22 protein-coding genes and 1 pseudogene are annotated in these 25,529 nt (G+C 41.1%); 8 read left to right on the forward strand and 15 right to left on the reverse strand.

The features are described 5' to 3' along the window. Positions 1 to 260: 260 nt before the first annotated feature. A complete protein-coding gene (locus FTU29_RS07700) occupies positions 261 to 758 on the reverse strand; it encodes a thioesterase family protein (RefSeq protein WP_111885257.1) in 498 nt (165 codons plus the stop codon). A 107-nt stretch (positions 759 to 865) separates the two neighbouring features. Between FTU29_RS07700 and hemB the strand changes: the two genes are divergently transcribed. Next, complete coding sequence (gene hemB / locus FTU29_RS07705; protein WP_078193091.1) at positions 866 to 1,879, forward strand: porphobilinogen synthase; 1,014 nt, start codon at positions 866 to 868, stop codon at positions 1,877 to 1,879. Positions 1,880 to 2,016: 137 nt separating this feature from the next. Further along, positions 2,017 to 3,141, forward strand: a complete 1,125-nt coding sequence (thiO, locus tag FTU29_RS07710) for a glycine oxidase ThiO (RefSeq protein WP_180121209.1) — start codon at positions 2,017 to 2,019, stop codon at positions 3,139 to 3,141. Between the two features lie 21 nt (positions 3,142 to 3,162). On the opposite strand, the gene FTU29_RS07715 is transcribed toward thiO, so the two are convergent. From FTU29_RS07715 to FTU29_RS07725, 3 genes are all read right to left on the reverse strand, one after another. Continuing rightward, a complete protein-coding gene (locus tag FTU29_RS07715; protein ID WP_180121211.1) occupies positions 3,163 to 4,098 on the reverse strand; it encodes a TIGR01777 family oxidoreductase in 936 nt (311 codons plus the stop codon). Positions 4,099 to 4,164: 66 nt separating this feature from the next. Then, positions 4,165 to 4,614, reverse strand: a complete 450-nt coding sequence (locus FTU29_RS07720; RefSeq protein ID WP_180121212.1) for an ABZJ_00895 family protein — start codon at positions 4,612 to 4,614, stop codon at positions 4,165 to 4,167. Between the two features lie 395 nt (positions 4,615 to 5,009). Further along, the gene (locus FTU29_RS07725) at positions 5,010 to 5,954 is read right to left on the reverse strand and encodes a GGDEF domain-containing protein (RefSeq protein ID WP_078193095.1); all 945 of its coding nucleotides are present in this window, start codon (positions 5,952 to 5,954) and stop codon (positions 5,010 to 5,012) included. Between the two features lie 169 nt (positions 5,955 to 6,123). Here FTU29_RS07725 and FTU29_RS07730 point away from each other — a divergent pair. The 3 genes and pseudogenes from FTU29_RS07730 (at position 6,124) to FTU29_RS07740 (ending at position 11,498) form a co-directional block, all read left to right on the forward strand. Further along, positions 6,124 to 6,500, forward strand: a pseudogene (locus tag FTU29_RS07730) (VOC family protein). 138 nt (positions 6,501 to 6,638) lie between these two features. Then, entirely contained in the window at positions 6,639 to 7,892 is a 1,254-nt protein-coding gene (locus FTU29_RS07735; protein ID WP_078193096.1) for an exonuclease SbcCD subunit D, read from the forward strand. A 9-nt stretch (positions 7,893 to 7,901) separates the two neighbouring features. After that, positions 7,902 to 11,498: an AAA family ATPase gene (locus FTU29_RS07740; protein ID WP_180121214.1), complete on the forward strand. Its 3,597-nt coding sequence runs from the start codon at positions 7,902 to 7,904 to the stop codon at positions 11,496 to 11,498. 48 nt (positions 11,499 to 11,546) lie between these two features. On the opposite strand, the gene FTU29_RS07745 is transcribed toward FTU29_RS07740, so the two are convergent. Continuing rightward, on the reverse strand, positions 11,547 to 12,347 hold the full coding sequence (locus FTU29_RS07745) for a thioesterase family protein (RefSeq protein ID WP_180121216.1): 801 nt from the start codon (positions 12,345 to 12,347) through the stop codon (positions 11,547 to 11,549). A gap of 193 nt (positions 12,348 to 12,540) precedes the next feature. After that, complete coding sequence (locus FTU29_RS07750) at positions 12,541 to 13,227, reverse strand: YggS family pyridoxal phosphate-dependent enzyme (protein WP_180121217.1); 687 nt, start codon at positions 13,225 to 13,227, stop codon at positions 12,541 to 12,543. A gap of 125 nt (positions 13,228 to 13,352) precedes the next feature. Here FTU29_RS07750 and FTU29_RS07755 point away from each other — a divergent pair, with 125 nt between their 5' ends. Both FTU29_RS07755 and FTU29_RS07760 read left to right on the forward strand, forming a co-directional pair. Further along, positions 13,353 to 14,390 (forward strand): type IV pilus twitching motility protein PilT, encoded by a 1,038-nt coding sequence (locus tag FTU29_RS07755; RefSeq protein WP_180121219.1) that lies wholly within the window; start codon positions 13,353 to 13,355, stop codon positions 14,388 to 14,390. 26 nt (positions 14,391 to 14,416) lie between these two features. Next, positions 14,417 to 15,538 (forward strand): PilT/PilU family type 4a pilus ATPase, encoded by a 1,122-nt coding sequence (locus FTU29_RS07760; RefSeq protein WP_180121221.1) that lies wholly within the window; start codon positions 14,417 to 14,419, stop codon positions 15,536 to 15,538. A 77-nt stretch (positions 15,539 to 15,615) separates the two neighbouring features. Here FTU29_RS07760 and fur read toward each other — a convergent pair whose 3' ends face one another. After that, positions 15,616 to 16,053: a ferric iron uptake transcriptional regulator gene (gene fur / locus FTU29_RS07765; RefSeq protein WP_078193101.1), complete on the reverse strand. Its 438-nt coding sequence runs from the start codon at positions 16,051 to 16,053 to the stop codon at positions 15,616 to 15,618. Positions 16,054 to 16,165: 112 nt separating this feature from the next. Between fur and FTU29_RS07770 the strand changes: the two genes are divergently transcribed. Next, positions 16,166 to 16,564, forward strand: coding sequence for an outer membrane protein assembly factor BamE (locus FTU29_RS07770; protein WP_078193102.1), 399 nt, complete (start codon positions 16,166 to 16,168; stop codon positions 16,562 to 16,564). Between the two features lie 43 nt (positions 16,565 to 16,607). On the opposite strand, the gene FTU29_RS07775 is transcribed toward FTU29_RS07770, so the two are convergent. From FTU29_RS07775 to FTU29_RS07810, 8 genes are all read right to left on the reverse strand, one after another. Beyond that, the gene (locus FTU29_RS07775; RefSeq protein WP_111885267.1) at positions 16,608 to 16,934 is read right to left on the reverse strand and encodes an RnfH family protein; all 327 of its coding nucleotides are present in this window, start codon (positions 16,932 to 16,934) and stop codon (positions 16,608 to 16,610) included. Further along, positions 16,934 to 18,016, reverse strand: coding sequence for a hypothetical protein (locus FTU29_RS07780; RefSeq protein WP_078193104.1), 1,083 nt, complete (start codon positions 18,014 to 18,016; stop codon positions 16,934 to 16,936). Before FTU29_RS07780 ends, FTU29_RS07775 begins: the two co-directional genes overlap by 1 nt. 142 nt (positions 18,017 to 18,158) lie before the next feature. Further along, the gene (locus FTU29_RS07785) at positions 18,159 to 18,614 is read right to left on the reverse strand and encodes a bacteriohemerythrin (protein ID WP_078190032.1); all 456 of its coding nucleotides are present in this window, start codon (positions 18,612 to 18,614) and stop codon (positions 18,159 to 18,161) included. A gap of 263 nt (positions 18,615 to 18,877) precedes the next feature. Continuing rightward, positions 18,878 to 19,726 carry a class II glutamine amidotransferase gene (locus FTU29_RS07790; protein ID WP_180121331.1) on the reverse strand — a complete coding sequence of 283 codons (849 nt, stop codon included), beginning with the start codon at positions 19,724 to 19,726 and terminating at the stop codon, positions 18,878 to 18,880. 209 nt (positions 19,727 to 19,935) lie between these two features. Continuing rightward, positions 19,936 to 20,844 carry an acetylglutamate kinase gene (argB, locus tag FTU29_RS07795; protein ID WP_078190033.1) on the reverse strand — a complete coding sequence of 303 codons (909 nt, stop codon included), beginning with the start codon at positions 20,842 to 20,844 and terminating at the stop codon, positions 19,936 to 19,938. Between the two features lie 10 nt (positions 20,845 to 20,854). After that, on the reverse strand, positions 20,855 to 22,279 hold the full coding sequence (locus FTU29_RS07800; protein WP_180121223.1) for a phosphomannomutase/phosphoglucomutase: 1,425 nt from the start codon (positions 22,277 to 22,279) through the stop codon (positions 20,855 to 20,857). A 562-nt stretch (positions 22,280 to 22,841) separates the two neighbouring features. Continuing rightward, entirely contained in the window at positions 22,842 to 23,294 is a 453-nt protein-coding gene (gene dut, locus FTU29_RS07805; RefSeq protein WP_111885270.1) for a dUTP diphosphatase, read from the reverse strand. A 64-nt stretch (positions 23,295 to 23,358) separates the two neighbouring features. Further along, positions 23,359 to 25,398, reverse strand: coding sequence for a UvrD-helicase domain-containing protein (locus FTU29_RS07810; RefSeq protein WP_078193107.1), 2,040 nt, complete (start codon positions 25,396 to 25,398; stop codon positions 23,359 to 23,361). Positions 25,399 to 25,529 lie beyond the last annotated feature (131 nt).

The following is a 25,529-nucleotide window of genomic DNA, read 5'->3' on the forward strand; positions in this document are numbered from 1 at the left end:
ATTTGTCCTAAATCTAGCAGACTTGGTCATGGCATCATGAGCTTTGCAAAGCATGTCAACTTTGCTGTCAGATAATGGTGTCGTGAGAAAGTCTATCTTCTTCAATTTTCCGGCATTTTAAAGCTAAAAAATCATATCCTGAGAATAGAAAATGTAACTCGTCAGTCTTTTTTTCGTTGGCAACAGGATAAAATCATGCCCTGCTGCCAATACTGGACTTTATTTTTTCATCATTTTGAATGTGTTAACTTAAAAATGGCTTAATAAGCATACGATGCAATCGCCGTTGCAATCGCTTTACCTTCATCATTGACCATGGTCATACGCATAGTGCAACCCTTACGGCCTAAACGTAAGGTTTCAGCTCGTGCAACGAAATACTGTCCACGTCCTGGCGCCAAATAATCCACACGCATATCGACGGTCGCTAAGCGAGATACCTTTTTACTCGTTTCTACTAGATCTTCAGCTGTGGCCTTTTTATACAATTCTGCCATCGCAGAGATACCACCGATACTGTCGAGTAGGGTTGCCGCGACGCCACCATGTAAAATTTGGAATGCGACATTTCCAATTAGATTACTGGCCATGTCGACACGTGCTTCGATCTGACCATCAATCACCGTCATTTTCATGGCATTGTGTACAAAAAATGGGGAGCTGTTAAATGCTTGAGCAATGTTATTTAATAAAGTATCGATTTCATTCTTCGAGTTTAGGTCAATATTACCGGTCCAACTCTTATTTACATCTGTCATAGCCTACTCGAATCGCTGTCATTGAATAAAAAAATAATACGGGGTGCGCCAAACCCTCATTATGCGTCTACAATAGTCAAAGTTTAATACTGATCAATGAGATTGTTATGACCTATACGTTCAATCGTCCAGCTTTTCCTGCTACCCGCATGCGTCGCATTCGTAAAAATGACCAGCTTCGCGCTATGGTGCGTGAAACTCAACTGACGACTGATCATCTCATTTATCCAGTATTTGTGTTGCCAGGCCAGCAACAAACTCAAGATATTCCAAGCATGCCAAACGTACAGCGTCTATCTGCTGACTTGTTACTAAAAAAGGCAGAACGTTTACTCGAATTGGGTGTTTCAAAATTAGCTTTGTTCCCAGTTACACCACAGGAAGATAAAAGTTTAACGGCTGAAGCAGCTTGGCATGAAGATGGCTTAGTCCAAAGCACCATCCGCTTATTAAAAAAAGAACTACCAGAAATGGTTCTCATCACTGATGGTGCGCTCGACCCATACACCACACATGGTCAAGACGGTATCATTGATGATACCGGCTATGTACTGAATGATGAAACCGTTGAATGCTTAATTAAACAAGCACTCAGCCATGCCGAAGCGGGTGCAGATGTGGTTGCACCAAGTGACATGATGGATGGTCGTATCGGTGCGATTCGCCAAGCCCTTGAAGCCAATGGCCATATCTATACCAACATCATGGCTTATTCTGCAAAATATGCGTCTAGCTTTTACGGGCCATTCCGTGATGCGGTAGGTTCTTCAAGCAACCTCAAAGGTGGCAATAAATATAACTATCAAATGGACATCGGTAACCGTGCAGAAGCTTTACATGAAATCGCACTGGATATCCAAGAAGGCGCCGACATGGTGATTGTAAAACCGGGTATGCCGTATTTAGATATCGTCCGTGAAGTCAAAGATAATTTCGGTGTTCCAACATTTGTCTATCAAGTAAGTGGCGAATATGCCATGTTGGCAGGTGCCATTCAAAATGGTTGGCTGTCTGATAGCGTGATTATCGAATCGCTTATGAGCTGCCGCCGTGCAGGTGCAGATGGGATCTGGACTTACTTTGCTGAAGATGCAGCACTCATGTTGAAAGACATGAAATAACCTGCAAAGCCTTCCTGAAATGGTAACGTTCAGGAAGGCTTTTTTATATCTGTAAAATTTAAAAAACAGTCTTGGAAGAAAAACTTCGGCCTTGCTGAAGTTAAGATCAAACTCATACATTCATCGGTTAAAAGAACATGAATATTGCCATTATTGGGGCGGGTGTTAGTGGTTTACTCACCGCATTGGAATTGGTTGAACGTGGTTGTACGGTGACGATTTTCGACCAACAACGCACAGGTTCCGCCGCATCATGGGCTGGCGGTGGCATCCTCTCCCCGATGTATCCTTGGCGATATCCCAATGAAGTCAATGCGCTCGCACGTTATGGCAAGCAGAGCTACCAAAAATGGAATGAAAAATTAAAACCGATCACTGGGATTGATTTTGAAATTCATGAAACTGGCATGCTGATTTTTGATGAAGATGATTTTGAAATCGGCTTAGATTATGCCTGTTTGCACCAAGATCCCATGCAACAGGCGGAATATTTACAATCCAAGCAAATTGAGCAGATTAATCCTCACATTTCAGCACGCTTTGCACATGGCATTTATTTTTCACAATTAGCCAACATCCGTAATCCGCGACTTTTGCAGTCATTAACAGCTTATTTACAGCAGCATCCTAAAGTTCAGATTTATGAACATTGCGCGATCCGCCAATTAAACCGTTCGGACAATCGTATCCAGTCCATCACCACCGCAGATGGTACGCAACATACAGCAGATCAATTCGTTATTGCCACGGGCGCTTGGTCAGCCGCATGGAGTGAACAACTAGACATTGAGATACCCGTACAACCCGTGCAGGGACAAATGCTTCTCTTTAAAACTCCGCAGAACTGGTTGCCGACCATGTGCATGAATAAAGTTATGTACTTGATTCCACGCCAAGACGGTCATGTGGTTTGTGGCTCAAGTATGCGCCAATGTGGCTTTGATATTCAGACCACAGATGCAACCTTACAGCATATTCAAGAATCGTGCTTTGACATGGTGCCAGAGCTTGCCAACTTTCCAATTGTGAAATCTTGGGCTGGCCTGCGCCCATCTTCCCCTGAAGGGATTCCGTATATTGGGCAGATGCCAAATTTCGACAATCTATGGGCAAACTTTGGGCATTTTAGAAATGGTTTATGCATGGGACCTGCTTCAGCTCAGTTATTGGCTGAACTGATGACTGGGGAAACACCTTCATTCAATGCAGACCACTATAGTCCGACTCGCCTGTTTCAAGATGCATTGTTAAGCGTCGAATAATGGTCAATCCGTCAAATTCAACTAAGCCAATAAATCCTGCAAGGCTTCTTTTAACGTCGGAAATTTAAACTCAAAGCCTTGCTGTAATAATGCGGCTGGCTGAACCAATTGACCATTTAAAATTAATTGCGATTGCTCACCCAATAAAATTTTAAAAACAATTGCAGGCACATTGAGCCATGGCTTTTTCGCTAATTGACGTGCTGCAATCTGCGCAAACTGAGCCTGCGTCGATTTTTCAGGCGCAACTAAATTAAAAATATGCGGATCGATTGGCGTGGGTTCAAGCAACGCATGTTTTTTCTCAGCTTGTTTCATTAAAAACAGCATACTTCGGATCACATCTTGTATGTGTATCCACACAAAAGGCTGCCGACCAGAACCTATTTTATTGACCAAATTGAACTGAATCGGTCGCAACATTTGCGGTAAGATCCCGCCACCTTCAGCCAAGACCACACCTAGTCGTGTGATAATGGTATTTTGTTCAGGAAATTGGCGTGTGACTTGCTCCCAACTTTGGCATAGCTCTGACATAAAAATGGCTTGTGGTGCAGTATTTTCATCGCACACTTTTGTCCATTGTTCTTCAATATCAATACCATAATAGCCAACAGCCGAACCTGAAATAATGCATTTCGGAAAAATTTTACGTTTACGTAAATATTGATACAGCGCTTCTGTGGTTTTGACCCGACTTTCTAATAATTGCTGTTTACGCGTCTCTGTCCAACGACCTTTGCCGATACTTTCACCTGCAAGATTAATCACATAATCAATTCTGTCATGAGGAATTTGATCGAGCTGCTGTACCCAAGTTAAATGTGGTGATTTAGAAATGCGCTCAGCCTTACGACTGAGCCCAATCACTTTATAATCCGCAGCTAAAAGTGCCTTGATGAGATGTGTGCCAATAAAACCGCTGCCACCCGTCATCAGTACTGTGGGCTGATGCATAATTTGTTCTTATCTATATGAAATAATACTATTATCTATAGAACAAGATCACCAAACGATCAAGCTTTATGCACCAAACTTTTGAGCAGCCATCCGCTGTGCTTGCGGACCATAAAACCAATAGGTGATTAAATACAAAGGGATAGCCATCAGTAACAACATGATCACCATTAAACTCATAAACTGAGGATGTTGAATATAGAGCATTAAATTTTGCCAAATTTCAGGATCTTTTCTTGAAAAAATTGCGATACCCAAAAGTACAAAAGCTAAATTATATAACCAAAAAATCAGGCTAAAACCTAAGGTAAATTTTTTACGCTCCGCCTGTGTCGGTGCTCTCTGATTTTTATTTAAAAACCGAAATAACACCACGATCATGGCAATCAGGTAGGGTACGACTGTTAAAATACCACCTACACCCTGTGGCAATAATGCTGCGATCACACCGCAAATACAGGTCATGATTAAACAAATGAAAAAAAACAAGAAAAAATAACGTGTTAAAGACACCATGACCCTAACCCAAGAAGAAGTTGACACCTAGTATAAAAAAAAATGCATTTTTTTTCATTTTCATGTCAACCAATCTGTAATCGGCTACGTTATATAGGGTACAAGGTCTGTAGCAACCGATGATTTGGACGGCATCCACAATGTTTCGGCGACCTTTTTAAAAGCAATAAGTTTCATTTTGAATTTAAGTATGAACAGCAGCCATCACTTAAATTTAAAATCGATTTTTTGACCGACGATTTCATCATCACTCGAATCGTCGGTCTTTTATTTTGTGCCTTATCTATTCAGCATTTAATTTTTATATTCTACACCCAAAAAAAATCAGCCGATAAAATATCGACTGACTGAAAATTTTATGCAACTTTAAAATAAGTCACAACTGCAAATCTATGTTATGCAGCACAGTAGCGATTACGCCCCTGTCTTTTGGCTACATAAAGGTTTTTATCAACTTGATCCAGAAATTGCATTGGATTATCCAGATCTGAAGGAATAATGGTTTTTACCCCCATGCTGAGTGTGACGAGTTCCGACACTGCTGAGGCTTTATGCGGTAATCGTGCAGCACGCACGGCATCCATAATTCTATCAGCCATCACTGCTGCTGCGGCTTCATTGGTCTCTGGTAAAATCCAAGCAAATTCCTCGCCACCAAAACGCGCAACTAAATCACGAGGTCGTGTACAACAAGATTCCAAACTTTTAGCAATTTGACGCAGACATGTATCCCCAATCACATGACCATTCAAGTCATTGTATTGTTTAAAATAATCTAAATCGATCAAAATTAGACTCAGCGGCTTTTGCGTGCGGATTGCGTTTAACCATTCACGCTGGTAAAAGTCATCAAACAAACGTCGATTTGCAATACCAGTTAAGCCATCTTTATATGAATATTCTTCGAGCTGACGTTGCAATTTTTGTAGTTGTTCCTCTTGTTTTTTCCGCTCGGAAATATCAAACATAAAGCCGACAAGACAATCTACATCACCATTTGGTTTACGCACGACATGAACAACATCACGTATCCAAAGATATGAACCATCTTCTTTAAGTGCACGATAATCTGCTTCATGATCTATACCAGCCATCGACTGTGAAACACAATAATTCAGTACATAATTACGGTCTTCCTCGTGCATACGTGATGCCCAATCATCTACCGTTTTCCAACTACTTTGTTTCCAACCGAGTAACTTTTCAATTTGCGGTCCAATATAACTAAATGTTTTACTGTCCCAATCAATACACCAAGGAATGGCTAATGTAGACTCTAATAAAGTCTTATACACCATACTATTTGCAAGTTTTTCTTCGTCAAAAGGATTATTTGGCATGTTGCATCTCCTGCTACCCCAAATGCAGGTAATACACCTGCTGTACAATAATTCACCTATATACAGGATTAGAACAACATTTTATATTCCTAGTTCTTGGTATTTTTTAACCTAATTTCAGATCTCTACTATTTGAAATGTGTAATCCATCAAAGAAAATATAATTACAATGAACCAGCTCTACTATTTTGAAATTCAAAGTTCCGATCCAAAGCGTGAAGTGGCCTTTTATTCTGCAGTTTTCGGTTGGACATTTACCCAGTTGAAGGGCTACCAATTCAGTACTTCCGTATTGAAACTCAAGGTATTCATGGTGGCTTGTTAGAACGCCCTGCTCAGACGCCACCGACGCACTGCGGCACCAATGCATTTACCTGTAGTTTTGAAGTTGAAGATTTCAACCTAATCACTAAGAAAATTTTGGCGCAAGGTGGTCAAATTGCCATGGAAAAATTTGCGATCCCCGGTCAATGTTGGCAAGGCTATTTCTTAGACCCAGACCACAATACCTTTGGCCTTGTGCAAGTCGATCCAAATGCACAGTAAACACTTGGTTTTTGATTGGGGAGCTTCTACTTGTCGAGAACGACTTAGTTTGACGTATGAATGATTAATCGCCCTCGAAAACGTGACCATCTGTGATACTTTAGAGCCCAATCAATTTTTTTGATTTTTGGGACTTGCATGACTGTTCGTTTTTTTCATACTTCTGATTGGCATTTAGGACAATTTTTCTATAACCACTCACGTGACTACGAACATGAACAGTTTCTCAATTGGCTGCTTGAACAAATAGCACAAAAACAGCCACATGCCCTGCTCATTGCAGGCGATGTTTTTGATGTGATCAACCCCGCTTCCAGAGCGCAAAAACAGTTGTATCAGTTTCTAGCAGATGCACATGAGCGGGCTCCGCACATGCAAACCCTGATGATCGCAGGCAACCATGACTCAGGCTACCGTATTGAACAAGTTGAGCCTTTATTAGAAAAATACCATGCCAAAGCTGTAGGCGTGGTCCATAAAAATACCGAAGGTCAGCTCGATTTAGACCGACTGCTGGTACCTATTTATGATGAACACAAAAATGTAGTGGCATGGTGCCTGACTTTACCTTTTCTACGTGCTGCCGAGATCACCGGTTTCAATGATCAAACCACCAATAGTCAAAATGCCATTGCCTATGTACATCAACAATTAATTGCTGAAGCCAATGCACGTAAAACTCCAGATCAAGCCTTAATTTTAATGTCCCATGCCCACATGCAAGGCGGTGAAACGTCAGACTCAGAGCGCCCGATTATTATGGGCAATGAAGAAGCAATTTCAACCGCCCTGTTTGATGATGTAATTGACTACGTGGCTCTTGGGCATTTGCATAAACCGCAAAAAGTTGGACAAACTCATATCCGTTATAGCGGCTCACCGATTCCCCTGTCATTTAGTGAAATCAATTATAAGCATCAAGTGCTTGATATCAGTATTGACCCGACTCAAAGCGATGAATCACGCTTTCAAATAGAGTCCTTAGCGATTCCGCGCAGCGTGCAATTGCATCGCATCAAAGGCACAATTCCAGAAGTTTTGGCACAATTATCCGCTTTGCCGAGCGGTGAAATTGAAGATATTGATCAGCGTGAATATGTCGAAATTGAATATCATACCGACACTCCGCCTGCACCGAATTTACGACAGCAATTTGAAGAAGCGCTAGCGCCAAACCGTTATCGTTTGGTGCGCATCAGCCGCCGTTATTTAAATTCAGATCAAAATAATCCGCAGCAAGCCGCAATCAACCTTGATCCGCCTACGCCTGAAAAATTATTCCAAAACCTTTGGGAAAAACAGGGCTACGGTGCTGATGACACCGTAATGAAAGATTTTTTAAGTTTGGTCGATGAAGCACAAAAATCACTTGAAGATGATGCGAACACTTAAGGAATTGCCATGAAAATTTTATCTATACGCATTAAAAACTTGGCATCTTTAGCGGGTGAGCATTTTATTGATTTTGAATCTGAACCCTTAGCAAGTGCAGGCTTAGTGGCAATTATTGGTAAAACAGGTGCTGGTAAATCGACTATTTTAGATGCCATGTGTTTGGCGCTGTTTAACCGTGTGCCGCGCTTAAAAGACAGCGATGGCAAACTCATCGATGCAGATGGTTCAGAGCTGCCGACCAACTCACCGCAAACAGTCTTGCGCCGTGGTACAGGCCAAGGCTTTGCCGAGCTCAGTTTTATTGCTCAAGACCAAAAAGTCTATTCTGCACGTTGGGAAATTAAACGTGCCCGTGAAAACCCAAACGGTAAATTGCAAAGCGTACAGCGCTCACTGAAATGCTTAACAGATGGCACTGTTGTTGCGGATAAAACCAAAGCGGTTGAGAGCCAAATTTTACGCATTACTCAACTCAGTTTTGAACAGTTCACCCGTGCCGTTTTACTGGCTCAGTCAGAAGTGACCGCTTTTTTAAAAGCGCGTGATAATGAACGTGGCGAGCTATTGGAGTATCTAACCAATTCCAGTATTTTCGGGAAAATTGGTCAATTGGCCTTTGAAAAAACCAAGCAAATTGCCAATCAGCGTAAGGCTTTGGAAGTTCGACTCGGTGATATTGAAATTTTATCGGATGAAGATCTTGCCTTATACACGGCGAATTTTCAAAGTCATACAGAGTCTTACCAAAAATTCGAAAGTGAAAAGCAGCAATTGCTCAAACAGCAGCAATGGTTTCAACACAAAGATAAACTGATTGCGGATATTCAGCAACGTGAGCAATATTTGGCTGTTCAACAGCAGCAACTCGATGCACTGCAGCCGCAGAAGCAGCAATTGCAGCAACTGGAAAAATTCGCCTCAATCCGTCCAAGCATCATTCAACGCAAGAATTTAAGTACTGAAATAGCAACGCTGCAGCCTCAATTGGCTCAAGCACAGCAGCAGTTCAGCGCAATTGAAATTAAGTTTAATCATGAAAAAACTCAATTTAAACAACTTGATCTACAGCAAAAACAGCAGCACCAATTTGAAGTTGATCATCAAGATCAAATTGATTTAGTACGTGCGCGAATTGCCGACCGCCGAGTGCTAGGCGATCAGCTAATTGCTGTAAAAGATGAACTCAAAAAACTGCAAGATCAGCATGCCCCGCTGCTTCAAGCCGAACAGCAATTGTTACAAGTACAGCAGCAGTTAGAACAAAATATAGCGCAGCAAAATACCCTACTCTCGCAAACAGCACATTTTCAAATTTTGGATGAAGCACTGTCTGCACATCTCAGCCCTTTACAGCGTTTTATTCAAAGTTATGTGCAATTTGAGCAGCAATATGGTGATGTCGCTCAAGCCACGCAACAAGTGGCACAAAAACAACAGCAACTTGACCAGCTCATTCAGCAATTTGGGCAAGACCAAGCACTTAACTCGAAAATTACGGGTTTGCGTACAGCGCGTGAAGACTTATTAAATCGCATCAATCAATTAGATATCACCAAGAGTCATTGGCAGCATTACCACGCCATTCATGTTGAACATCAGCAAAAATTGCAAGACCAGCACCAACTGCAAAGTGATCTCACACAGAATCAGCAGCAATGCAGCATGGCTGAAACTGAATTTCATGCACAAAAAGCAGCTCGAGAGAATTTGCAAACTGTACTGCAGCAGCAGCGATTACTGCATGCAGAAAATATTGAACAGCTCAGAGCAAATCTGGTTGCAGGTGAAGCATGTTTGGTCTGCGGCAGCACCGAGCACCCTTATACATATAACCAAGATGTGCTTTCCCATGAACTATTGAAACTGCAAGTACAGCAGGAACAGCAAGCACTAGCGCAGGAAAAAATAACGTTTGATCTGTGGCAGCAACTGCAAAAAAAATGCACACAGCAGTCCACTGCCTTTGAAGCCAATGCACAGCAACTCACCGCAATCAGCACGCAACAGAGCAATGCCCAAACCCAGCTTGAGCAATCACTTAATGCACTGAATATTCCATACGATTTGCACTCAGATTTGAGCTTACTTGAAACGGCTATAACGCATCATATTGCACAAACACAGCAATCTTTGCAGCAAACAGAAGCTGATTTAAAAACCCATGAACAGGCGCAGCAAAACAGCCATACTTTGACTCAATACATTCAGCACACGACAAAGCAGCTGACAGAAATACAGCATGCGGAACAAAATATTCAACCTATTTTGTCTTTATTGGATGACACTGAAAAATACGCATGGCAGCAGTCAACCCGCACCGCTGCTGAAGAAATTTATATTCAATTACAGCACCGTCTTAACATCTTAAAACAACGTAATGAACTAAATGCTCAGCTGAATCAAATAACACAGCAGCTGGAACAGGCAAAACAGCGCAGTAAATTCAGTCTAGAGAATATTGCTGCAACTGAAAAACGCATTTCGACACTGTTAGAAGAAGGTAAACAAAATAGCGATCTTGCAATCCAAGCTATTTTTACCATGACTCAAGTAACTGTTGAAAAACCGCATGAATGGTTATTACAGTTTGAGCAAAACCGACAACAGCTGCAGACTCAGTTTAATACGGTACGTCAACAATTTGAGCAGCGACGCCAAGCCTTTGATACGGCACAAGCAACACTGCAAAAATATCAGGCACAGCAACTACAGTTGCAAACTCAACAAAATGCAGCCGCGTTGAGTATTCAACAGTGGTTAGCGCTGCATATTGATTTTAATGACGCCTTGTTACAGCAGCTCAGTGAAATTACACATGAGCAAGAGCTGCAACTGAAACAGCAAATTAGCTCGGCTGAACGTGCATATAGCGATGCTCAGTCTGCTAAGAAAACATTGGATGAGCAACTACAGCAGCACTTAATGCTGCAGCCTGAAATCGAATTTGAAGCACTACTCTCACAATTACAAAGTTTGGTTGAACAAATAACCCAAGTGATGGAACAGCGTGATGAAGTGAAACTCAAACTCGAAGTACATCAACGCAATGTAGCAAAACAGCAGCAATTTACCGATCAGATTCAACAGATCCAATCTGAGGAACATCGTTGGAATAAGATTTCGAGCTTAATGGGCGATGCAACGGGCAAGAAATTCCGTGATTTGGCACAGCAATATAACCTCGATATTTTAATTGAATATGCCAATCAGCAATTGGCGATGCTTTCACAGCGCTATACCTTAAAGCGCCTTGAAAACTCATTAAGCCTAGCCATTGTCGATCATGATATGGATGGTGAAACCCGCTCGGTCTCTTCGCTTTCAGGCGGTGAGTCTTTCTTAACCGCGCTCGCTTTATCCTTAGCCATTGCGAGCATGGCATCAGGTACAACAAAAATTGAAAGCCTATTTATTGACGAAGGATTTGGTACGCTAGACGCTTCAAGTCTGCACACGGTGATGAATGCTCTGGATCAGCTACAAAACCAAGGGCGTAAAGTCGTGCTAATTTCTCACATTCAAGAAATGCACGAACGAATCCCTGTGCAAATTCAAGTCAATCCTGTCGGAGCAGGTGCAAGCACCATCCAAATCGTATCTTAAAAAAAGCCTGCTTAAAGCAGGCTTTATAATTTTTGATTCTCTAGATCATTACGTCCCGAGTGGACGTAGCGTTAAAATCTGTTCACTACGCCCAAATGGGCCATGGACATCATGCAATACAGAACTACTCAAACCAACACCATCCGCTCCATACTGCTGCACGGTTTCCAGACCTAACCACTGTCCCTGTGGTAAACGGTGCAAATGGATTTGTAGATCCAGATTTGGAAAGCCCCAGCCAAATGGCCAATCCTGACGCGGAACAATACCATTGGCGGTATCAACCATGCCCATTAAACGGACAAAATCAGCAGTCGGCTCACCTTCAACCATGTCATGCTGTGTTCTCAGCCACACAATGCCTTGACCTGCACGGCGCCCATGGCTTCTTGCTTCAATCGACTGAATATATCCCCCCGGCCACTGACGGATACCGTCCCAAATCGGCGCAGTTTCTGGCCCAGTCACATCAGCATCCTCCAAACCTTTCACGGACTGGCTATTTTGCGTCATCATGCGCCAAGTGCGTGCCACAATGCAGGTTTTGCCCTGAGCCCGCATTTCAGATTCAATCAGTTCAATGGTTTTTCCCGGACGAATCACTTGCGTGATTATTTCAAACTCGCCAGCAGGAATTAAGCCCAAAATATCGAGGCTAATGCGCCCGATACGCATATCATGACGTGGTGAAAAACGGTCTAATTCAGCACAAATAATGCCTGTAGCTGGTGCCATGTGTTGCTCATATGCATTCCATGCACCTTGTGCTAAATTGGTCGAATGGTAATGTGCCGTGACACAGCCTTGCGCATCTACGTCGCGTTGAATCAACTGATAATATGCCGTCATGAACTTCCCTATTTGTCCAAGTGTGAATTACTTCAATATCAAAAACATCCTGATTATTTTGTACTCAACTTTAATGGAAAGTTCAAATTAAAAGGCTCACTTTGAACCCATAGGTTTCATCTATTGTGAAAATTTATCTGCTGTGCTTACACTTTATAAGCCTAGTTTTTGAAAGCAGGCTGAATCTTCTGTCCTATTTTGAATAATCACGTGCGCCAAACAATGCTGTCCCCACGCGAACCATCGTTGAACCCGCAGCAATCGCATCTGTCATATCACCTGACATCCCCATGCTTAAGGTATCCCAATCCTCAGGTTTCGTATGCTGTGCTTTGACATGCTCAAAGAGCACTTTGGCATCAACAAAAGCTTGTGGATTGTTTGGAGCAGGAATTACCATTAATCCACGTAAGCGTAAATTCGGTAGCGTAGAAATCTGTGCGACCAAATCTGCTACTTCATTCGGCTGACAGCCATCCTTCGTATCTTGCGCGTCAATATTGACTTGTAGGCAAATATTCAAAGGCGCTTGAGTCGCTTCTCGCTGGCTTGATAAACGCTCCGCAATAATCAAACGGTCTACCCCATGCACCCAAGCAAAGTTTGAAGCCAAATGTTTAGTTTTATTGCGCTGTACATGACCAATGAAATGCCATTCAATCTCTAAATCTGCCAAAGCCTCAATTTTTTCAAGCGCTTCTTGCAGATAATTTTCACCAAATGAGCGTTGCCCCGTTGTATACATTTCTCTTAGCATTTCAGTAGGATGCGTCTTAGATACAGCCAACAATTCAACCGACTGCTGTGGTCGACCCGCAAGTTGGCAAGCCTGCTCAATTTGCTGCAAGACTTGATTTCGTGCTTCTTGAAGTTTATTCATTGACGGGGTTCTCATTTCATTCATCTTTTTTTGCATTGCCCTGCAACTAAGTGTTGGTTAAGCTGTGGGAAAGCCTTATTATTCTATCAAAATAATTAAGATTTAATTTTTATCTCGGGGATTTTATGGACATTACAGAACTATTGGCCTTTGCTGCCAAAAATAACGCTTCGGATTTACATTTATCTTCTGGTATGCCACCAATGATTCGTGTGGATGGTGAAGTTCGTCGTATCAACCTTCCTGCTCTTGAACATAAAGAAGTGCACAAATTGGTTTACGACATCATGAACGATAAACAGCGTCGTGATTACGAAGAAAAATTAGAAACTGACTTTTCATTTGAAGTACCTGGCGTGGCTCGTTTCCGTGTGAACGCATTTAACCAAAACCGTGGTGCTGGTGCCGTATTCCGTACCATTCCTTCAAAAGTACTAACCATTGAAGATCTTGGCATGGGCCAAATCTTCAAAGATATTTGTGATTATCCACGTGGCATCGTATTGGTGACCGGTCCAACAGGTTCGGGTAAATCAACCACGCTTGCTGCGATGGTTGATTACATTAACGACAACCGTTATGACCATATTTTAACGGTCGAAGACCCGATCGAATTTGTACACGAATCAAAAAAATGCTTGGTCAACCAACGTGAAGTACACCGTGATACGCACGGCTTTAACGAAGCACTTCGTTCCGCACTGCGTGAAGACCCGGATATTATCTTAGTCGGTGAGATGCGTGACCTTGAAACCATTCGTTTGGCGCTGACAGCTGCTGAAACCGGTCACTTGGTCTTCGGTACACTACATACAACCTCTGCCGCAAAAACCATTGACCGTGTGATTGACGTATTCCCTGCTGAAGAAAAAGATATGGTTCGTGCCATGTTATCCGAATCACTTCAAGCCGTAATTTCACAAACCCTACTCAAGAAAAATGGCGGTGGTCGTGTGGCTGCCCATGAAATTATGATTGGTATTCCTGCGATCCGTAACTTGATTCGTGAAAACAAAGTTGCGCAAATGTATTCAGCGATTCAAACGGGTGCCAACTACGGTATGACCACACTCGATCAAAGCTTAAAAAACCTTGTCGCAAAAGGCATTATTAGTACGCAGACTGCACGGACTGCAGCGAAACAACCCGAATCTTTCTTGTAATTTTTTATTTTTTTGGGGCGATCGTTATGGATTTTAACGGCTTACTTGATTATATGGTGGAGAAAAAAGCATCGGATTTGTTCATTACAGCCGATGTTGAACCTTCGATTAAAATCAATGGGCAAATTTTGCCAATTGGCTCGACTAAGTTACCGGGTCCGACTGTCGGTCAAATTTTATATTCGATAATGTCTGAAAAACAGCGTAAGGAGTTTGCCGATACGCGTGAATGTAACTTTGCCATTAGTAATACCAGCAAATCTGCTCGTTTTCGTGTCAGCGCCTTTCAACAACGTGACCAGCCAGGTATGGTTCTGCGTCGTATCGAAACCGCTATTCCAACGATGGATGAGTTGAAATTACCGCCGATTTTAAAAGAATTAGCGATGACCAAGCGTGGAATTATCATTTTCGTAGGTGCAACGGGTACAGGTAAATCAACCTCTTTGGCATCTTTAATTGGCTATCGTAATGAAAATAGCAAAGGTCATATCATTACGATTGAAGACCCGATTGAATTTGTGCACCAACACCGAGGCTGTATCATTACCCAACGTGAAGTGGGTATTGATACCGACTCTTTCGAAGTTGCCTTAAAGAATACGCTACGTCAGGCACCTGACGTGATTCTGATTGGTGAGATTCGTTCACGTGAAACCATGGACTATGCGATTGCCTTTGCTGAAACCGGTCACTTGGTTTTTGCAACACTGCATGCCAACAACGCCAACCAGGCCATCGACCGTATCATTCACTTCTTTGAAGCGGATCGTCATAGTCAGCTATTCATGGACTTATCTTTGAACTTAAAAGCAATGGTTGCGCAGCAGTTGATTCCAACCATTGATGGTAATTCACGTCGTGCTGCCATTGAGATTTTGATCAACTCACCTTTAATTTCAGACTTAATCCGTAAGGGTGAAGTGCATGAAATTAAAGACCTGATGAAGCGTTCTCGTGAACTGGGTATGCAAACCTTTGACCAAGCCTTATATGACCTTTATAAAGCCAAGCAAATTAGCTACAAAGATGCGCTCAAACATGCCGATTCACCGAATGACCTGCGTCTACAGATTAAATTGTCTGAAGAAGGCGGTGAGCATTTACTGCGTGCAAATTCAAATATTACCTTTGATGGTCAACATTAATTCTGCATGATGCTTTCGGAAATAAAAAACAGACTTCATATGAAGTCTGTTTTTTATTCATTCTCATCCGCATCCGATTATTTTTTACGATATGCTTCTTGGCATTCAGGCGCATCACAATAGCCATAAAGATTTAATGAGTGACCTGTAAGTTGGAAACCAAATTTTTCTGCCACTTGATGTTGCTCATGCTCAATTACATCATTTGTAAATTCCACCACTTTATTGCAGTTTTGACACACAATATGGTCATGGTGATCTTCTTGCATAATCTCAAAAACAGAATGATTGTTTTCAAAATGATGGCGTTGAATAATACCTGCAGCTTCAAACTGTGTTAACACGCGATACACAGTTGCTAAACCCACATCTTCACCCTGTTCAAGTAAAGTCTTATAAATATCTTCTGCGCTTAAGTGATGTTGTCTTGAATTTTCAAGCAATTCCAATATTTTAATTCGTGGAAGTGTAACTTTAAGTCCAGCTTTACGTAAATCTTGATTTGAAATAGGCATGAAAAAAGGTCTCTCAACAAAATTAAAGTTGGAATATGCAACAAAGTGTAGATGCAGTATGATCTATCCTTGGATCAAATGCATCATAATTAATTTGGGATAGTTTAGCAAAATGCAAAAAATCATGCTGACGTTATTCGTCACTTCATTGCTCGTAGGCTGTTCAACCTTGGGCGTTTATAAAGTTGATATTCCACAAGGTACACCTTTAACTCAAGCACAAGCGGCTAAAATTCAAGTGGGAATGAGCCACCAACAAGTTCGCTTTTTGCTAGGTAGTCCAACTGTTGCCGATCCAATGAATCCGTTACGTTGGGACTACATTTATAAGTATACCCCAGGAACATATGCTAAAAAAGCCAAGATTCCTGCTGCACATGGTCAACACTTAAAAATCTTCTTTGACCAAAACGGTATCGTTCAAAAAATTGAAGGCTTAGAAACCATTCCAGAGTCACAACCAGGCTTACCAGGTTCTAAAGAAGCGATTTTAACTGCGCCACCACTATAGTCGCTTTAAGATAAAAATAAACCCCTAAATTTAGGGGTTTTTTTTATAAGTACAATTGTTTGAAACGATTGCCTCGACAATAACGGCCAACGGGATTTTTCTTGGCGCGATTACGACGAATATCTTTCGGATTAATGGTTAATGCACGATAGATTTCGACACGATCACCTGCTTCAAGTAACTGAGATGAATCGCTTACACGCGCCCCGAAGATTCCTAGTGTTAATTCTTCGGGTAAATCCACTTGTTTTCGAATGCCACTTTGCACAATAGCATCTTCAACCGTCATACCGGGATTAAAGCTCAGCGGAATTAATATCTGCTGTTCCACGCTCGCATAAGCGACCCATACTTGTAACTGAGCGGTCATTAGAATAACTGCCCAATCACAGCCACCAATGCCAATATTATTGACAAGGGCACGACGATACGTACGGCAATACGCCAAATATTATAAAAGGTTTCATGACTGAAGTTCATTGACTTACGTAGATGACTAATCTTCATAATCCAACCTGCGAAAATCGCATAAATCAGACAAATAATTAAGCCCCAAATCAACAAGGCAATATTAAATACTGGAACAACTGTGCTCAGTGCCCATACAAAAACCGCAACCAATAAAATCGCCCATTGCACCACTACGGCCAATTGGCGTTGTTGTAATTGTTCACGTGCCATCTGAATCAGCAATGCTGAGGCTGCGACTAAACCCACAACCAGTGCTAAAGCAGGTACTTGTGCTTTTGCTGCGAAAAAGGCAAAAGCAACCACTGCCAAAAGTTGAGCGATCCAAATTGGAAATACCGTTTTGCTTGCAATCTCTTGTTGCTTCACAGCTGGCAAACTTGACTGCCAGTACAAGCCCATCCCCAAACCACTTGCTACGAGCGCCAAGACGGTTGCATTGCCCCACTCACTAAATTCGAGCGCAGTCATTTTCCACTCTGGTAAGGCAGTTCCCATAACATTCGCTAAGACTACTGCAGCAATCACACCAATAGCGGTCAAAATCACTAAAAATTGGCGTGGTACAAACGACAATGCAAATGCAATGACCGCAAGGACAGCCAAAATAATGCTATAGGCAAAGCCATTAGCTGTAAAAATTGCCACATATTGCGACGCGGCTGAAAGCATGGCACCTGCTAAAAATGGAATAAATACTACGGCAAGCCAACCGACTATACGCCATTTGGGTGAAGCATCCGCATCACGTGTTAGCGAAGACAGTGCTTGAACTGCTGTAATTTTTGAACGTTTTGCTAAAGCAATTTCCAAATAACATAGCGGTAAAGCTAAAATAAGCATTGTACCTAGCCACAACAGCCAGAAATCTAGCTGACGTTCAATTTGAATACCTGTTACCGGTGCTAAAGTTGCAATAATGATAAAAGATAAACAGAACGCCATCAGTGGCGATAACCATTTCGACATCGCATTGTCCTGCATGACAAATTCCTTTGAAAATTCTAGCGCTATTTTGCCTTGCTGTGCCTTGAAAATCAAAAACAAAAAGCAAATCACCTTAAAGGTGATTTGCTGCGCAAATGATATTATTAGAATTTAATTGTTTTTATTTCATTTTTTGAGGTTATGAAAAGAAACGTGCAAACCAATTTTTGCCTTTTTTCTTTTCTTTTTCTTTGATGATACCCATCATATTTTCTTTAACCGCACCGACATAATCAGCATCATCGTGCTGGATATGGTTAATCAGCCATTTTGAAAGCACTTCATGTAATTCATTTTCAATCGCATGACCCATTTCAAAACGGTCGCGGTAAGATTCAATTTTTTTAATAAATAAATCATGTACGCGTTTATGTGGCACACGATATTTATAACCCGCTTCTTCTTGTAAAGATTCTTCGAAGGTAAAATGTGATTGCGTGTAATCAATAATGTTTTCCAGAATTTGTTTTACACGATCACGATCTGTATTTGCGTCAATGCCATCAATTTCATTGATGTAGTCAAGAATCCGTTTGTGTTGATCGTCAATCACATCGATACCAGTATTGTATTCTGGAACCCATTTCATTTTCATTACGACCACCTATAAATATGAAGGACTTATCACGTAAATTTCATCATATAATTAAAGGACTTAAATAAAAATGAAGTAAAAAGGTTGGTTTTAATTAAAATACTGCCATTTATAATGTAATCAATTGTTTTTATTATGTTAATTTATTTAATCCCGAGCATAAAGCTAAGATATTTTTTAATCAATTCAATATCTTAGAAAATACCCTTAATTCAATAAAGTGTAAGATATTCATTTTTATAATGAATATCTTTCATTCAAAATTAATACTGATCTGCACGCGTGACGCGTTTTAAAGATGGGTCCAGCCGCTCACGTTCTAAACGTTCAACAACCGTCTTTGTGGCACGTATTGGACGACCATGTTGAAATAAAATCATTTCACCCGGCTCAAATGCTGTCCAAACTTCATTTTGTGTTAAGGGTTCAGTGGTAATCACGGCAACACGGTCTTCAGGCGTAGTGACTTCACTAAAATCGACTTCAACATCAATATCAATCAACTGTGCAGGCTGAAATGGAAACTCTCGAACCAACCAATGCAGCTTGGTAATCGCATAACTAAAGAGCGCCTGCCCATTCGACAAACAAAAATTAAAGGTGCCATGTTCCGCAATTTTCGGAGAGATTTCTAATAACAGGTCAAACACCTGATCAAGTGTAGGTTCAGTATAACCAAAACGTTTCACCATTTGCTCAAGCAAATAGCAAAAGGCTAATTCACTGTCGGTATTGCCAACAGGGCTGAAGCGCCCTGTGAGCTCAGGCTGAAAGCCATGTAGGTCGCCATTATGTGCAAAAATCCACTGTCTGCCCCACAATTCACGACTAAATGGATGTGAGTTTTCAAGATTAATTTTGCCTTGTGTCGCTTTACGAATGTGTGCAATCACATTGCGAGATTTAATCGGGTAGTTTCGGATCAGCTCAGCAATCGGAGACTCTACAGCAGATTGATTGTCGACAAATAAACGACATGCTTTATCTTCAAAAAAAGCGATACCAAATCCATCACAATGATCTGAGGTAATTCCTGCTCGCTGCGAAAATCCCCGAAACGAAAAAGTAATATCGGTGGGAGTCGCACAATTCATTCCGAGCAGCTGGCACATATTGATCATTTCAGCAGTAAATCTATGATTTCTCTATTGTGCATGACAGTTTTAGTTGTTGTAAATCTAAAATAGGCGCCATTATAAGAGTTTTTATAATCCAACAGGGCAAATACATTATTTGATCTTTTCAAAATTTACTTAGCCAACTGATAAATAATAAAAAAGCCTCAAAAGAGGCTTTTTTATATCAAAAAATGCTAAGTATCTTAAGCTTTTTTCACATTGGTTCGATTGGTGATTAATGTACCCACACCATGATCCGTAAAGATTTCAAGTAATGTTGCATGAGGTACACGCCCATCAACAATATGTGCGCTGATTACGCCACCTTTGACTGCATCTAATGCACAGCCAACTTTCGGAATCATGCCGCCATAGATCACGCCAGTTTCAATCAAACGATCAACTTCTTGGGTGGTTAACCCAGTCAGCAGATTTTTATTTTCGTCTAAAACACCCGTGATATTGGTCAATAAAATTAGCTTTTCCGCACCCAATGCTTCCGCCACTTTACCTGCAACCAAGTCAGCATTGATGTTATAGGTATTGCCGTCTTCGTCTACACCTAATGGTGCAATCACAGGAATAAAATCGCTTTGGGTAAACATTTCAAGTACGTCAGTTTTCACACCAACCACTTCGCCAACTAGACCTAAATCAATCTGTTTTACTGAACCATCTTCGGCAGTTTTTTCCATCAATAATTTTTGCGCACGGATCAAATTACCATCTTTACCCGTTAAACCAATTGCACGGCCACCGTGTTTATTGATTAAGTTCACAATCGATTTGTTCACGCTGCCGCCCAAGACCATCTCGACAACTTCCATCGTTGCAGGATCAGTCACGCGCATACCGTCGATACGATCAGACTCACGGCCTAATTGTTTGAGGAATGAATCCACTTGTGGACCACCGCCATGTACCACAATCGGATTTAGACCAACCGTTTTCAGCAGCACGATATCACGTGCAAATGAACTCTCAAGCTCAGGATCGGTCATGGCATTACCACCATACTTCACTACCAGCGTCTTACCCGCAAAACGTTGAATATACGGCAAAGCTTCCGTCAGGATTTGTGCTTTGTCGATGCCAGTATGTTGATGTGGCATTTGCCTCTCCTTATTGAGCATCTGGAATGTCATGAGCAATGTCTGGATAGTGCTCAACTAACATGAAAACAAACAGATCTCGTATTTCTTTTAAGCGTGCTGATGAGTTGGCATCAAAGCGTAAAGTGAAATACTCACCTGTATTCGATGCTCGAATGATGCCAAATCCATCATCAAAATCAAGGCGTATTCCATCAATTTTACTGATTTGTGCCGGAATTCGCGCAGAATTAGCTTCAACCTGCTTTAAAACTTCCGCTGGATCATGCTGATGCGTACTGACATATAAATCTTCGGTACTAAAGCGCTCCGGATATTTCGCCAAAGCTTCTGACAATGTCAGCCCCTGAGTTTGAATATATTCTAAGACTCTTAGTGCAGCATATAGACCGTCGTCATAGCCACCACCACGACCGTCATTAAAAACATAATGCCCTGCGTATTCACCACCAAAAACCGCTTTGCCTTTAGATTGGGAAATATATTTTCGCAAGAAACTACTGCCCGTTCGAATCATGACAGGCTGCGCATCTAAATCGCACACGGTATCTCGAATCATTGTTGAACATTTCACATCAAATACCACTTCTGCATGTGGTTTTTGAGTCAAACAAATTTCAGCAAATAAACACAATAATCGATCTGCAGAAACCACTTTGCCAGATTCATCAATCAGCACTAAACGATCACCATCACCATCTAAAGCAATGCCAATATCGGCTTTTTGTAGCTGTATGGCTTGGCGGAGATGGGTTAAATGTTTGAGCTGTGATGGATCTGGAGCATGATCAGGGAAATGTCCATCAGCTTGGCAACGTAATGCCAAAACTTCACAGCCTAATTTATTTAATAATAAGGCTGCACAATGCCCAGCTGAACCATGCATGCCATCGATCACAACTTTAAGCGGTTGCTGTAAATGAATGTCATCTAAAATAAATTTCTGATAGGCCAAACAATATTCAGGCTTGATTTCGTGTGGCTCAAGTTCAGTCATCAAATGCACACGTTCCGATGAAAAACAATTTCGTGCTTCGACTGCAACGTGTTGAATCATCTCTGGACAAGGTGGCTCACCTTTGATAATCCACTTGATACCATTATCTGATTTAGGATTATGGCTCGCCGTCACCATAATGCCATTGCCTTGAAATTGTCCCGCAATAAAATACAACATCGGGCTTGAGCAGCAGCCAATAATTTCCGCTTCAAGGCCAGCCTCATGGCAGACTTTTTGAATTATTTTTGCATAGGTTGGACTGGTTAAACGCGCATCATAGCCAATAGCAAGTCTCTTTTGCCCTACATCTAAATATTGTTTGACTAAGCCACAAGCAATTGACTGAACTAAATCAGCATTTAAGAGCGATATTTTCCCGCGAATGTCATATGCACGAAAAATATGTTGCGGAAAGTGACTAAACAGTGAACCCATACTATGTTCTTCTAATTACATCTTTATTAATTAAAAAATCTAAAATTCTATTGAGAATTTAAGCTTTTAATTAAAGGATAAAATCCTGAAAAAAAGTGTAGCTTTTTTTATAACAAATTTAGTTAACAATCAATTAATAATATTTAAATACTGATCTAAAAATTACACTCACATTTATCCACTAATTTATTTTTAAAATTAAATCAATACCTTAAATTAATAAAAATATCAATTTATCATTTAGTCTTAAATATTTTACTTTTCAAATATTTTTGATTATTTATTTAAATGTGTATAAATATAGTAAATCGATCAAATTTAAACCAATACACAAAATTCTAATTATTCTTTACCCTCACCCCTAAAATATAAACCAAGTAAACTCATCAGAATTAAAAATCCTAATAAGATCCAAAATACTCTAAATATAGAGTTGAATTTGAATAAATTAAAATTTAAATAAAATGATATAAATAAAAACCATCACGAGGATGGTTTTTTATTAGCTACTTGATTTTAGGCATTTACTTGTCAACACACTGGAGCAAAAGTCTTGCGCTGATTAGTTTTTACCTGTATGACCAAAACCGCCTGCTCCTCGTTCAGTGGCTTCAAACTCATCCACAATATCAAACTGAGCTTGTACAACTGGCACTAAAACATATTGTGCTAAACGCTCACCCGGCTCTAGGCTAAATGCCGTTTGGCTACGGTTCCAAACAGATACCATCAATTCACCTTGGTAGTCTGAATCAATCAAACCGACCAAGTTACCCAACACGATTCCGTGTTTATGACCTAAGCCTGAACGCGGCAAAATTAAACCTGCAAAGTTAGTGTCTTCGATATAAATCGATAGGCCTGTTTTTACCAGAACAGTTTGACCCGGCTCAATCACGGTAGTCTCTTCTACACATGCACGGAGATCAAGACCTGCTGAACCTGCTGTTGCATAAGTTGGCATTGGCCATTCCGTACCTAAACGTGTGTCGAGAACTTTAACTTGAACTTTCATGGTCCATTCCTGTTTCAATAAAACGAATTTCAAAAAATAAATAAAATATTCTACGCTTTAAGCTTTAACGCTTAATCAGCGCGCGTAAATTTTCTAAATAATGCTGTGCTTGCTGTTTAGGATCGATATCCCCTGCCAGCTTTTTCTTGCGCCCTAACCACTCCAATTCATCTTGTGGCAGTTCGTCCAAGAAACGGCTTGGTGTCATTTGTCGCATTTGACCACCGGCTTTACGCTGCTCTGCAAGAGTCATGGTTAAACCTTGACGTGCACGAGTAATCCCCACATACATCAGTCGACGTTCTTCCTCAACCGTGTCGGCAGCAATAGAGTTTTTATGCGGTAGAATTTCTTCTTCCAGACCAATCAAATAAACGAATGGAAATTCCAGACCTTTCGACGCATGAAGTGTTAACAAATTGACTTTATCGGTGTCTTCTTCTTCTTGTTGCTGTTCTAACATATCGAGCAGCACCATTTTACGAATCACACTTTCAATGTTCTTTTCATCTACATCTTCAGCGCGGTTTATCAAACTTTGAATACTGCTATATAGCACTTCAATATTATCCAGTTTGGTTTTTTCCTGCGCAGGTGTAGCTGCAGATTCTTTAACATAGTCGATATAACCTGCTTCAATCATCATGCGACGAATGATCGGAACAGGTTCATCATCTTCTAATAATTCACGAGTAAAGGTCGAAATAAAGTCCGCAAATTCGGCCAATTGGGTTGTGGCTTTTTTCGGAATCGCCATGCTTAAGCGCTGGTCACCTGCTGCACTGAGTAAGGATAAATTACTTTCCTGCGCAAATAAGCCAAGCTTTTCCAAAGTCACAGGACCAATCGCACGTTTTGGCGTATTGATAATTCGTAAAAATGCACTGTCATCTTCAGGGTTGATGATCAAACGTAAGTAGCTCATCAAGTCCTTAATTTCAGCACGAGCGAAGAAAGACTGACCACCCGATAATTTATACGGGATCTGCATTTGGCGTAGCTGTGTCTCTAGAGCACGCGCTTGGAAATTACCTCGGTATAAAATGGCGTAGTCTTTCCAATTTTTACCGTTCATCAGCTTGTGTGTAATCAAGTCTTTTACGACGCGTTCTGATTCATCATCGTCATTACGACAAGTAATCACGCGGATCACTTCACCATGGCCTTTATCTGACCAAAGCTTTTTATCGAAAATATGTGGGTTATTGCCAATAACTGTATTGGCAGCTTTTAAAATACGACTGGTCGAGCGATAGTTTTGCTCAAGCTTAATCACTTTCAGATTACGGAAATCTTCCTTCAATAGAGCCATATTCTCAGGCTTAGCACCACGCCATGCATAAATCGATTGGTCATCATCACCTACCGCGGTGAACTGTCCCATGACACCCACGAGTAATTTCACCAAAATATATTGCGCGGTGTTGGTATCTTGATATTCGTCGACCAATAAATAGCGGATTCGATTCTGCCAACGATCACGCACTTCTGCATTTTCTTGTAATAAACGCGTCGGCATGACAATCAAATCATCAAAATCCACAGCATTGTAGGCACGTAAATTACGCTCATACAGTTGATACAGATGTGCAAACTGAACGTCTTCTGCTGTTTCACAGGTGGTATGCGCTTGCTCAGGTGGAATCAGATCGTTTTTCCAATCTGAAATCATTTTCATGGCTTTGGCAATCAGCTCTTTACTTTCTGCACCGGATAAATTGTCGCGATGCATTAAGTCCATCAAAATGCGTTTGCAGTCATCTGCATCTAAAATTGAAAAGTTATTTTTTAGCGGTGTATTTTTTAATTCCAAACGGAGCATGTTTAGCCCGAAGTTATGGAATGTAGAAACCGACAGCCCTTTTGCCTCTTCACGGCTCATCAGCTTCGTCACACGCTCTTTCATTTCACGCGCAGCTTTGTTGGTAAAGGTCATCGCGGTGATACGGTGCGCAGGAATACCACAATGCTTCACCAAATAGGCAATTTTACGGGTAATCACCGATGTTTTGCCTGAACCTGCCCCTGCAAGTACTAACAAGGGTCCTTGAGTGTATTTCATTGCTTCAAGTTGCTTGTCGTTCAACTGACTTGCCAGTGACATAGTCTTTCCTCTTATTAATTCGAGGATGATTATAGTCATCTGAAACGATCTTGCCTAATGCAAAATGTATTTTATCGGTCATTAAAAATGCCATAAAAAAAGCCACCCGAGGGTGGCCTTTCGTTTCGAAC

Source organism: Acinetobacter sp. YH12086 (genome assembly GCF_013419345.1).
Classification (GTDB): Bacteria; Pseudomonadota; Gammaproteobacteria; order Pseudomonadales; family Moraxellaceae; genus Acinetobacter; species Acinetobacter amyesii.

Bases quoted from the DNA above. Each gene is read 5' to 3' on its own strand.
- FTU29_RS07700 (WP_111885257.1), bottom strand. From the start codon at position 758: ATGACAGATGTAAATAAGAGTTGGACCGGTAATATTGACCTAAACTCG.
- hemB (WP_078193091.1), top strand. From the start codon at position 866: ATGACCTATACGTTCAATCGTCCAGCTTTTCCTGCTACCCGCATGCGT.
- thiO (WP_180121209.1), top strand. From the start codon at position 2,017: ATGAATATTGCCATTATTGGGGCGGGTGTTAGTGGTTTACTCACCGCA.
- FTU29_RS07715 (WP_180121211.1), bottom strand. From the start codon at position 4,098: ATGCATCAGCCCACAGTACTGATGACGGGTGGCAGCGGTTTTATTGGC.
- FTU29_RS07720 (WP_180121212.1), bottom strand. From the start codon at position 4,614: ATGGTGTCTTTAACACGTTATTTTTTCTTGTTTTTTTTCATTTGTTTA.
- FTU29_RS07725 (WP_078193095.1), bottom strand. From the start codon at position 5,954: ATGCCAAATAATCCTTTTGACGAAGAAAAACTTGCAAATAGTATGGTG.
- FTU29_RS07735 (WP_078193096.1), top strand. From the start codon at position 6,639: ATGACTGTTCGTTTTTTTCATACTTCTGATTGGCATTTAGGACAATTT.
- FTU29_RS07740 (WP_180121214.1), top strand. From the start codon at position 7,902: ATGAAAATTTTATCTATACGCATTAAAAACTTGGCATCTTTAGCGGGT.
- FTU29_RS07745 (WP_180121216.1), bottom strand. From the start codon at position 12,347: ATGACGGCATATTATCAGTTGATTCAACGCGACGTAGATGCGCAAGGC.
- FTU29_RS07750 (WP_180121217.1), bottom strand. From the start codon at position 13,227: ATGAATAAACTTCAAGAAGCACGAAATCAAGTCTTGCAGCAAATTGAG.
- FTU29_RS07755 (WP_180121219.1), top strand. From the start codon at position 13,353: ATGGACATTACAGAACTATTGGCCTTTGCTGCCAAAAATAACGCTTCG.
- FTU29_RS07760 (WP_180121221.1), top strand. From the start codon at position 14,417: ATGGATTTTAACGGCTTACTTGATTATATGGTGGAGAAAAAAGCATCG.
- fur (WP_078193101.1), bottom strand. From the start codon at position 16,053: ATGCCTATTTCAAATCAAGATTTACGTAAAGCTGGACTTAAAGTTACA.
- FTU29_RS07770 (WP_078193102.1), top strand. From the start codon at position 16,166: ATGCAAAAAATCATGCTGACGTTATTCGTCACTTCATTGCTCGTAGGC.
- FTU29_RS07775 (WP_111885267.1), bottom strand. From the start codon at position 16,934: ATGACCGCTCAGTTACAAGTATGGGTCGCTTATGCGAGCGTGGAACAG.
- FTU29_RS07780 (WP_078193104.1), bottom strand. From the start codon at position 18,016: ATGCAGGACAATGCGATGTCGAAATGGTTATCGCCACTGATGGCGTTC.
- FTU29_RS07785 (WP_078190032.1), bottom strand. From the start codon at position 18,614: ATGAAAATGAAATGGGTTCCAGAATACAATACTGGTATCGATGTGATT.
- FTU29_RS07790 (WP_180121331.1), bottom strand. From the start codon at position 19,726: ATGTGCCAGCTGCTCGGAATGAATTGTGCGACTCCCACCGATATTACT.
- argB (WP_078190033.1), bottom strand. From the start codon at position 20,844: ATGCCACATCAACATACTGGCATCGACAAAGCACAAATCCTGACGGAA.
- FTU29_RS07800 (WP_180121223.1), bottom strand. From the start codon at position 22,279: ATGGGTTCACTGTTTAGTCACTTTCCGCAACATATTTTTCGTGCATAT.
- dut (WP_111885270.1), bottom strand. From the start codon at position 23,294: ATGAAAGTTCAAGTTAAAGTTCTCGACACACGTTTAGGTACGGAATGG.
- FTU29_RS07810 (WP_078193107.1), bottom strand. From the start codon at position 25,398: ATGTCACTGGCAAGTCAGTTGAACGACAAGCAACTTGAAGCAATGAAA.